Raw genomic sequence first — 8704 nt, 5'->3', positions numbered from 1 at the left:
CGCCGCGACCTACCTCGCCGACGCCGACACCACGGACGGCACGGAGAAGTGCACCCTCCTTGCCCACGCGGCCAAGCTCCTCGCCGACACCAGCGACATGGTCGACGAGTACCGCGACATGGTCTGACCACCCCCCGCCGGGTCCGGTCGTCTGTCGGCTCGGCGACCGGACCCCCCACCGCCCGACCTGAAAGGACTCTCCCATGAGCAAGCCCACGTTCCAGATCGTCACGACCGACAGCCAGGCATTCACCCAGGGCAGATCCCGAGTCGGGACGTTCGCCGACCTCGGCGGTGAAGCACCCCGCCTGGAGTCCTACGACCACGACGGCGACTACCTCGAACTCCGCTACAGCGACGGCTTCCGCCAGCTGATCCCCGAGCACCGCATCAAGCACATCGCCTACCTCCACCAGGACTGACCCGGCCCGCCCTGTCGGCACCAGCCCCGCGGCTGGTGGCGGCAGAGAGGCCCGGACCAACCGGACCCAAACCTGAGGAGAACTCCATGTTCGGCAAGAAGAACGTCGACTCGATGACGACCGCTGAGATCGAGGCGCTCCTTGACGCCGAGGCCGAGAAGAACGATCGCCGCCGCGCCGAGCAGGACATGTGGGTGACCTGCGGCAGGGGCCACGTCCAGTACTCCGGCCGCAGCGGGTGCCACGTGCCCGGCTGCCGCTGACCCCACAGCCCCGGCAGCAGCCGCCCGGGCGCCCGATCGAATCGGGTCCGGGGCACTCCGAACTCCACCCCGCCACCCGTCCCATCCGAAGGAGATCCACGTGTTCCCGGACCTGTTCGCCCTTCTGTACGGCGCCCACCTGCTGTCCGACTACCCGTTTCAGACGGATCACCAGGCCGGGTGCAAGGCCGAGAAGTCCGCGGCCGGCTGGCGCGCCAACCTCGCCCACGCCGGAACGCACGTCCTCGTGTCGGCTGCAGCCTTGGCCGCCGGGGTCCTGGTCTTGGACCTGCCCCTAACCGCTCTGTCCGCCGCGGTAGCGCTGCTGTGGGTCGGTGCGACGCACAGCATCATCGACCGCCGCTGGCCGGTCGCCGCATGGATGCGCTTTGCCCGCCAGACCAAGTGGGCCCAGCACGGCGGTGCGGTGCATGTCGACCAGACCGCGCACGTCACCGCACTCCTGATCGCCGCCCTCGCACTTTCCGCCTGACCCGGTGCGTTGACCCCACCGCCCTGGAACACGGCGCGAGGCCACCACAACAGACGGGAGCCCCCGATGAAGCACCTGCCCCGACCCGTTGCCGACCTGCTCCACCTCTGGCGCGACCTTGCCCTCCACCCGCGCGAGGTACTCCTCAACCGCTCCCACCACCAGTGGCGCGGCGCCGGATTCATCGCCCTCGTTGCCGTCCTCGTCGTCACCGGGGTGCCCGGCTTCCCGGCCGGCGCCTTACTCCCCGCGCTGGTGCTCGCTGGCCCGAGCTGGGCCCTCGACCTGGTCGGCACCCTCGCTCACGGGCTGTGGGAGTCCGGGCGGATCTGGCAGGGGACCGAGTGCCAGTGCTGCGGCGGCGACACCGACGACGGCGATGACGGAGCCGAGCCGGAAGAGCCCGGTGACGACGGCGGGTTTGCCCGCGACGTCGAGAACTGGCTCAAGAGCCAGCCCACCCCCACCCGCTGATTCAGAAAGGGACTGATCCTCGTGAGCTCCTCCGTCATCGAGAAGGTCAACGGACGCCCCGTGGCCGCCGAGCCGCGGTTCGACCCGGTCGCGCTCGCCGAGGCGGACGCCATCCGCACCAAGGCCACGGCTGAAGCCGAAGCCGCCCGCATCAAAGCCGAAGGCGAATCTGCCGCCGCCCGCACCCTCGCCGCCGAGGAAGCGGAGAAACTGCGGCTCGCCAACGAGCGCGGCCGCATGAAGCTGGAGAAGGACCAGGCGGCGCACGAGACGTTTCTCGCGGAGAAGGCTGCGAAGAAGGCCGAGGCGGACGCCGCCAAGGAGAAAGCCGAGAAGACCGCCGCCGACGAGGCCGAGGAGGAAGCCGGGCGGGCGGCGGAGCAGCAGCGCACCGAGCGGTGCTGGAAGTGGGGCGCCCGCGGTATCTACGCCGTCGGCCTGATCATTGCCGCGCCAGTGCAGTTCATGCACTTCTGGGACCCGAAGCGACCGTTCCTTGTCGCCGCTCCCGGACTGCTGGAAGGCCTCGCCCTGGTGCTGGCGCTCGGAGCCGCCTGGGCGGTCGCCCACCGCCGGGACGTAACCCCCTACCGGATCGGCATCATGCTCGGCGCGGTGATCGCCGCGGCGATCAACATGTACGGCGGGATCACTGACGACGAGATCGGCCTCAATGCCGGCCTCATCGGCGCCATTGCCTCCCTCGGCGGGCCGATTGTCCTGATGGCCTACGAGCACGGCATCGCGCAGAAGGCCGACGGGATCCCGTCCTGGCGTGAGCGCCGGGCAGCCACCCGAGCCAAGGCCGAGGCGGACGCTGCCCGCGAAAAGGCGCGCCGCGAAAAGGCGGATGCTGAGCACGCGGCGACGGTCGAGAAGCTGGCCGCGCAGAAGCGCGCCGAGGACGAGCAGGAACGCAAGGACGCCGACCGTCGCGAGCACCACCCCAAGGTGTGGGCTGTTGCCGACGCGCTCCGATCCGCCCGCGGCTCGCAGTACGTCACCGAGCAGATCTGGGGCGAGGCATGGCACCGCGTCACGGGCTGCAAGACGGTCGGCATCACCCTCGACATGGAGGCCGCTTCCCGCGCCCAGCAGGCCCGCGTGAAGGCCGTCACCGACGTCCCGATAATCGGTGAGTTTTCCCTGATCAAATCCCAAAAGGGGCCTCGCGCCAAGCGCGACCCGGACGCCCCCGACGGACGCCGCAACAACGGTGGTACACCGCCCGTCCGACGCGCTGGCGATGCCCCGCCCAACAGTCCTCTCGCACGCAAGCAGGCAGCCCTGGAACAGACGGCTGGCGCCATCCGCAACGCCTCCACCGACAGCAACTGACCGCATGCTCCAGCGGGCGCCACCCGGGCGCCCGCCCCACTCGAAGGAGAACCTCGTGAACACTCCGCCCAGGCCGACTACCCCGCCCACCAACGGCGCCACCGTAGGGCCGCAGACCGTGAACAGGAACCGAACCGGCGGCGGCTTCAACCCGTCTGTCTCCCTCGGCTTCACGAAGGTCACCCAGCAGGGCGGCGGCGGTGTCGGCCAGCAGGCCGGCGCAGCTGGTGCCGCTGGAGGCGGGAAGGTCCCCGGCTCCGACTTCATGAGCAACGAGGACATCCGCGCGTTCTGTGAGCACCACCGTAAGAAGTCACGGAACGGGGCCACGGAACTGGCCATGGATGCCGACCACCTGGAGGCCGTCCTCCGTACCATCCCCGACACGTCCGGGAGTCGTAGCGGATCCCGCGCCCGTTCCCGCCGTGTCACCCGGTGGCTGAAGAAGGCCGCTGCCGCACAGAAGGCGCAGCAGAAGTACTTCGCCAGCCTCTACGGGGCATTCGAGCGGGAATTCGAGTCCGAGCTCCGGACGATCGGCAAGGGCCGCGCCCAGCCCAAGCCCCGTCAGCCCTTCGGCTGGCGCTAACCCCTCCGCCCTCCACACCTCACCCCCGAAGGACCGCACCCATGAAGCAGACATGGATCGCCACCACCATCGCGGAGGCCGTCAACCTCCTCGACGCAGCCACGAAGCAGCTCGAAGCCCAACTGCTGGCCCTGGAGCCGGGGGAATACGGCGCCCGCAAGGACATCGAGCGCACCACCCCGATCCACCTTGCGATCGAGTTCGACCTCACCGACCTCATCCAGCAGACAGCCGACAAGCACGCCGCCCGGAACAGCTGACCTCCCACACACACCCAGAAACAGGAGTACATCCCGTGGCTGACAGCCCGAAGGCCGACCTGTGGAAGGCCACCAAGCACCCCCGCATGAGGCCGTGGCTGGCTGTTGCCGCCGAGGTCCCCGCCACCTTCGCCGCCCACCACTACTGGGGCGACTCCGTACCCGCCGCGATCGGGCTCACCATCGCAGCCGGTGTACTGACCGCCGCCACGTGGTGGGCGGGGGAGGGAACCAAGGTCGGGCGCCGCATCCACGCCACCCTGTCCACCGGCGTCGGTACCGCTTACCTCGTCGTCGGCACGGTTACGGGCCCGTTCGAGCCCGCCATGGCGTCCGTGCTCGTCATCGGCGGGTCTGTGGCAGCAGGTTCGTGGAACATCCGCCAGGCCCTGCGCGTCAACGTCGACCCGCAGAAGGAAGGCGGCAACGCGGAGACCGGCATCCTCGTCAAGGCGATCGGCGACGCCAAGGTCGCCCTCCGCGGCAAGCCGAAGATCGAGCCGAATAAGGTCACCGCCCCCCTGCAGCTCTCTGCCGGTCAGGTCACCTCCGACGACCTCGGCAACCGCATCAAGCACATCGCGGGCGAGCTCGGCGTGTCCCCGACCAGCATCCGCATCGTCCCCGACCCCGACCGGGCCGACCAGGCGACGCTCGTCGTCGTCCCCAAGGACGAGCTGAAGACCAGCACCATTTGGCCCGGTCCGTCCAGCCCCGGCGGCAGCATCACCGAGCCCATCCACATCGGCATCTACGAAGACGGCGAAGTGACCGTCCTCTGGTTCCCGTTCGATGAGGAGACCAAGAGGAACGGCACGCACTTCCTGGCCGCGGGCATGAACGGCTCGGCGAAGTCCACCGGCATCAGCGTTGCCATGACGGACGCCCTGACCCGGCGCGACGTCATCGTGTGGGCCGTCGACCCGTCCAAGGGGCAGCAGACATTCGCCCCCTTCCTGCCCCACCTCGACTGGGTCGAGATGACCGAAGCCGGCGGCAACGAGATGATCGACGCCCTGTCCCAGGTCATCACAGCCCGAGCCGACCACCTCGGCCGCCACGGCTACAAGAACTGGACCCCGGACGCGTTCGAGCAGCTCGGCATGCCCTACATGATCGTGTGGATCGAGGAAGCGGCGAAATTCTTCCGCAACGGCACCGAGATGGAAGGCCTCGTCATGGAGGCCCGCTCCGCCGGAATCTCCGTCATCATCAGCCTCCAGCGCCCGTCCGCCACCTCGATGCCGACCGACGTCCGCGAACAGCTTGGCGGCGTCCTGTGCTTCGGCGTCAAGGGCTCCACCACCGCCGACATGGCCCTCCCCGACGACGTCCGAGACGCCGGCGCCCGCCCCGAAGCGTGGGAGAACCGCAAGCCCGGATACGCCTACCTCGTCGCACCCGGCGTCGACGAGGACCGGTACGCAACCCCGCTGCGCACCTACCTGATCGACGACGACCAGATCGGCGGCACGCTCGCCGTCATGCCCCGCACACCCGTCGACCCCGTCACCGCGGCCGCTGCGGGCGAGGCCTACGCCAACCGCACCCGGTACGACGCCGACACCGCCCTGACCAGCACTGACACCCCCGGACAGGAGACCATCGTCATGTCCAAGGACGAGACCGCCGCCGCCGAGAAGGCGCTGATTGAGAAGCAAGTCGACCGAGAGATCGAGGCCATGGTCGGCGACGACCCCGACGACGACGGGTACGTGCCCGCTGTGGACGCCGAGCAGGAGATCCCGCCCATTGCCGAGGGCGAGACATGGTCGTTCGGGCAGCCCGCACCCGCGGTTCAGGAGAAGACCCCGGAGGCTGGCATGGAGGCGCTGATGGCGATGCTCGACGAATTCCGGGCCGAGGAGAAGGAGTTCATCGGGCCGAAGGACTTCGGCCCCTACGGCAAGGGATCGCGCATCGGAAAGTCACGACCCTGGGTGTCAGAAGCCCTCGGGGGCCTGTCAGACGCCGGAATTCACCTGTCAGAAACCGATCGGGCGGGTGTCTACCGGCTGCTGTATCCGGAGATGGCAGAGGTCTGACACCTAGGGGTGTCAGCGCTGACACCCCCTCTGACCTGCGGTGACACCGTTCTGACACCCAAATCCCTTGATCAAGAGTCAGTTTCGGGTGTCAGACCCCCTCCGGAGGGCCGATCTCTATAGGTCATGCGCGTGCGCGCGCGTGACGGCCCTCCGACTGACACCTTTCCCTGACACTGGAGACAAACCTGTGAAATCGCCCGAAACGGACGGCTCGCGGGCCAAGGTCTTAGCTGCAGCCTTCCGTACCTGGACCACCGTTGATGCCGACCCCGAACCGGCCGTTGCACGCCTCGAAATCCGCTACCCGCCGACCTGGGCGTTCGCATCCACCACCAGCCTCACGGCCCGGCAGCAGAAGAGGCTTCTCGACTTCCTGCGAGACGACCTCGCCGAGAACCGGCCCGGCTACTCCACCCCCGAACGTGCCGCCCAGGTCATTGCCGGGCTCCTCGCCGAACTCGCAGCCGCCGGGTGCACCCGCATCACAACCGCGGACCTTACCCAGGCTGCCCCGCGCATCGGCCGGTCCCGCACCTGGATCGCCGAGCACATCACCGAGCTGGTCGACGCCGGCCAGCTCACCGAAACCCGTCGCCCCGGCATCTTCCGAATCGCCTAGCCCGGCACCCTAAGGAGACTGGCATGCGCTTGCTCGACCTCATCCTCAAGGCCCTTGCGGCGCCCCAGCGTGACCCTAGCCGCACGCATCAATCCGACGAGCCAGCACCCGCGATCGAGCATGACGCGACTGACGAGAACGTGGCATACCTGATCACCAGGGGATCGGAGCCTCTAGCGGTCGTCTCCACCCCCGCCGAAGCGCGAGAGCTGATTCTCATCGCCCACGACGGACTCGACTGGACGCGATTCGGCTCCCATGTATTCCTTCTCGCCTCAGGCCGCTGCGCGTGCGGCCTGACCGAAGCGCAGCTAGCCCGCCTCAGCGGCCATGGCCGCTGGACTGGCGGTAGGCCGACCGATCCGTACTGGGCCGTCGAACCCGTGCCCGCCATTGAAACCCGCCGCCCCGGCACCTTCCGAATCGCATAGGAGACCCCACCGCCATGCAGCTGCCCGAGCCGTACCAGCAGCAGGCCCAGGCCGGGCAGTCCATCCCCGGCCAGGCCCACCAGCTCATCGAGGCCGTCAATGAAGCGCTCGACCAGCAGGCCACTTCCTACCGTGACAACACCCCGCTCCCTGTCATCGGAACCGCCCCGCCCGTACCGCAGCCCGGCCGGCCCCCGATGAGCCAGCGGGCCACGGATGCCAGCGCCCTGATGCTGTCCGCGGGCGCCGCGTCGCTTCTACTGGGCGGCGGCGCCAGCCTCGTCATGGTGGCGTCCGGGAGTGCCGACCCCGTCGTGTGCGCTGTCCTCCTTGGCGCGCCGACCGTGCTCGTCCTGGCGATCGGTCGGCTCGTCGGGCGGGTCAAGACCACCGTCGAGGCCGGCCCGCCCACACACCACCACCACTACAACGGCGACGTGGTCCAGGACTCGCGCACCGTCCACACCGACACCCGCGGCCTGTGGGCCAAGACCACCAACCACCCGAACTAGGAGACCCTGATGGGTAAATGGACAGGTCGGATGCCGACCAGGCTCCTCAGTGACACGCAGATCAGGCCGACCGAGTACCGACGATGGCGTGACGCCGTGCGGTACTTCGAGTCCCGCGACAAGGACCGTGCGAAGGTCGCGGAGCTCAAAGAGTCGATCCGCAAGGGCGGACTTCAGGAGCCGCTCATCCTGGGCATCTCGGAGCGCCACCCCACAGACGTATACGTCGCCGACGGGCATCATCGGGCCGTCGTCATCATGGACCTGGGCGTCAAGCAGTTTCCGTTTCGCTGGTACTGGATCAAGTCGGCCGGTGTGCGGATGGAGCGCGACCCGTTCCCCTACCACGTGCTGGACCTGTAAAAGGCGTCACCGCACGGCTCGGCCCCGGCCTTCCCCGGCCGGGGCTTTCGTGTCCGCAGCGGCCCGAGCCAGCCACCGCTCCGTCCCCGTCGACCGAGTCGGCGGGAGTAGCGGCCGCAGGTCGAAAGCCGCGCACATACGGGCCAGTTCGGCGGCGCACTCCTCTCGGCTGTCCGCCTGCACCGTGAAAACCGTGGTCATGACGCCAGTCTCGTGGATAGCGGGTGGCTATCGCAGGAGATTCATTCATAGGTTGACGCGATGACGTGGGCGAACGTATCGTCTGCCTCACTGGACACGTGTGTCGATGAGGGCCGCCCGATGAGGCGGCCCTCAGTCATTCCCGGCGGAGGTGACCATGGCCGCCGTTCGTGGACTCGTCAGCGAGAAGGACGCCGCCTACTACGCAGGCCGGCCCGGCGTGACAATCCGGCGCTGGGCACACGAAGGGCGGATCCGGCGATACGGGTCCGGCCGCGGCAACGTGCGCTACAGCGTCTTCGAGTTGAACAAAGCCGAGCGCGACGAATGGACGCGCGAGCTCATCACTCCCGGCGAGGCGCCGCCGCTGCCCGAAGTCGCCGAGGCGGCCTGACCTGAGTAGATCCCCACTGACTAGGAGCCCGCGCCATGGCCCGCCTGCAGATCCTTGAACTCCCCGAAGGCGCCGACGACGACCGGCCGCCGTTCATCCTCGTCGTCGACCAATGTCCGCCCCAGCGCATCCCCCTCGGCGCCAGTACCTCATGGGGTGACCACTGGCAGGACATCGCCGACAAGATCGGCGCCCGCACCGCAATCGTTACCGGGATTCTTGCCAGAAAGCCCCGGCGTTCACGCCGGGGATGAATGCATCGCAAGACTGCTCTGACGTGCGCGTCAGAGCGGGCGT

Annotated in this window: 14 protein-coding genes; all 14 read left to right on the top strand. The window is 68.6% G+C overall.

The window, feature by feature from the left end; genetic code table 11:
* The first annotated feature begins 203 nt into the window (after positions 1-203).
* The 14 genes from ACWCQ6_RS34500 to ACWCQ6_RS34435 all read left to right on the top strand — a co-directional run bounded on the left by ACWCQ6_RS34500 (position 204) and on the right by ACWCQ6_RS34435 (position 8661).
* Positions 204-422 carry a hypothetical protein gene (locus ACWCQ6_RS34500; RefSeq protein ID WP_451096064.1) on the top strand — a complete coding sequence of 73 codons (219 nt, stop codon included), beginning with the start codon at positions 204-206 and terminating at the stop codon, positions 420-422.
* An 86-nt stretch (positions 423-508) separates the two neighbouring features.
* Complete coding sequence (locus ACWCQ6_RS34495; protein ID WP_451096062.1) at positions 509-685, top strand: hypothetical protein; 177 nt, start codon at positions 509-511, stop codon at positions 683-685.
* Positions 686-785: 100 nt separating this feature from the next.
* Complete coding sequence (locus tag ACWCQ6_RS34490) at positions 786-1178, top strand: DUF3307 domain-containing protein (RefSeq protein WP_451096060.1); 393 nt, start codon at positions 786-788, stop codon at positions 1176-1178.
* A gap of 66 nt (positions 1179-1244) precedes the next feature.
* Positions 1245-1652 (top strand): hypothetical protein, encoded by a 408-nt coding sequence (locus ACWCQ6_RS34485; RefSeq protein WP_451096058.1) that lies wholly within the window; start codon positions 1245-1247, stop codon positions 1650-1652.
* Positions 1653-1673: 21 nt separating this feature from the next.
* Complete coding sequence (locus ACWCQ6_RS34480; RefSeq protein ID WP_451096056.1) at positions 1674-2990, top strand: hypothetical protein; 1317 nt, start codon at positions 1674-1676, stop codon at positions 2988-2990.
* A 55-nt stretch (positions 2991-3045) separates the two neighbouring features.
* Complete coding sequence (gene traA, locus ACWCQ6_RS34475; RefSeq protein ID WP_451096054.1) at positions 3046-3579, top strand: plasmid transfer protein TraA; 534 nt, start codon at positions 3046-3048, stop codon at positions 3577-3579.
* A gap of 41 nt (positions 3580-3620) precedes the next feature.
* Positions 3621-3839, top strand: coding sequence for a hypothetical protein (locus ACWCQ6_RS34470; RefSeq protein WP_451096052.1), 219 nt, complete (start codon positions 3621-3623; stop codon positions 3837-3839).
* Between the two features lie 35 nt (positions 3840-3874).
* Positions 3875-5884 carry a plasmid transfer protein TraB gene (traB, locus tag ACWCQ6_RS34465; protein WP_451096050.1) on the top strand — a complete coding sequence of 670 codons (2010 nt, stop codon included), beginning with the start codon at positions 3875-3877 and terminating at the stop codon, positions 5882-5884.
* A 190-nt stretch (positions 5885-6074) separates the two neighbouring features.
* A complete protein-coding gene (locus tag ACWCQ6_RS34460) occupies positions 6075-6506 on the top strand; it encodes a hypothetical protein (protein ID WP_451096048.1) in 432 nt (143 codons plus the stop codon).
* Positions 6507-6529: 23 nt separating this feature from the next.
* Positions 6530-6937: a hypothetical protein gene (locus ACWCQ6_RS34455; protein WP_451096046.1), complete on the top strand. Its 408-nt coding sequence runs from the start codon at positions 6530-6532 to the stop codon at positions 6935-6937.
* Between the two features lie 14 nt (positions 6938-6951).
* Positions 6952-7449, top strand: a complete 498-nt coding sequence (locus tag ACWCQ6_RS34450; RefSeq protein ID WP_451096044.1) for a hypothetical protein — start codon at positions 6952-6954, stop codon at positions 7447-7449.
* 30 nt (positions 7450-7479) lie between these two features.
* Complete coding sequence (locus tag ACWCQ6_RS34445; RefSeq protein ID WP_451096042.1) at positions 7480-7812, top strand: ParB/RepB/Spo0J family partition protein; 333 nt, start codon at positions 7480-7482, stop codon at positions 7810-7812.
* 358 nt (positions 7813-8170) lie between these two features.
* A complete protein-coding gene (locus ACWCQ6_RS34440; RefSeq protein WP_451096040.1) occupies positions 8171-8407 on the top strand; it encodes a helix-turn-helix domain-containing protein in 237 nt (78 codons plus the stop codon).
* Between the two features lie 35 nt (positions 8408-8442).
* Positions 8443-8661 (top strand): hypothetical protein, encoded by a 219-nt coding sequence (locus ACWCQ6_RS34435; protein ID WP_451096038.1) that lies wholly within the window; start codon positions 8443-8445, stop codon positions 8659-8661.
* Positions 8662-8704 lie beyond the last annotated feature (43 nt).

Source organism: Streptomyces sp. NPDC001880, from assembly GCF_053594575.1.
The sequence above is the reverse complement of the archived record's forward strand: the minus strand, read 5'-3'. Positions and strand labels throughout refer to the sequence as shown.

Excerpts from the sequence above, each read along its gene's own strand:
- ACWCQ6_RS34485 (WP_451096058.1), top strand. The coding sequence starts at position 1,245 with ATGAAGCACCTGCCCCGACCCGTTGCCGACCTGCTCCACCTCTGGCGC.
- ACWCQ6_RS34500 (WP_451096064.1), top strand. The coding sequence starts at position 204 with ATGAGCAAGCCCACGTTCCAGATCGTCACGACCGACAGCCAGGCATTC.
- ACWCQ6_RS34450 (WP_451096044.1), top strand. The coding sequence starts at position 6,952 with ATGCAGCTGCCCGAGCCGTACCAGCAGCAGGCCCAGGCCGGGCAGTCC.
- ACWCQ6_RS34440 (WP_451096040.1), top strand. The coding sequence starts at position 8,171 with ATGGCCGCCGTTCGTGGACTCGTCAGCGAGAAGGACGCCGCCTACTAC.
- ACWCQ6_RS34445 (WP_451096042.1), top strand. The coding sequence starts at position 7,480 with ATGCCGACCAGGCTCCTCAGTGACACGCAGATCAGGCCGACCGAGTAC.
- ACWCQ6_RS34495 (WP_451096062.1), top strand. The coding sequence starts at position 509 with ATGTTCGGCAAGAAGAACGTCGACTCGATGACGACCGCTGAGATCGAG.
- ACWCQ6_RS34455 (WP_451096046.1), top strand. The coding sequence starts at position 6,530 with ATGCGCTTGCTCGACCTCATCCTCAAGGCCCTTGCGGCGCCCCAGCGT.
- ACWCQ6_RS34470 (WP_451096052.1), top strand. The coding sequence starts at position 3,621 with ATGAAGCAGACATGGATCGCCACCACCATCGCGGAGGCCGTCAACCTC.
- ACWCQ6_RS34435 (WP_451096038.1), top strand. The coding sequence starts at position 8,443 with ATGGCCCGCCTGCAGATCCTTGAACTCCCCGAAGGCGCCGACGACGAC.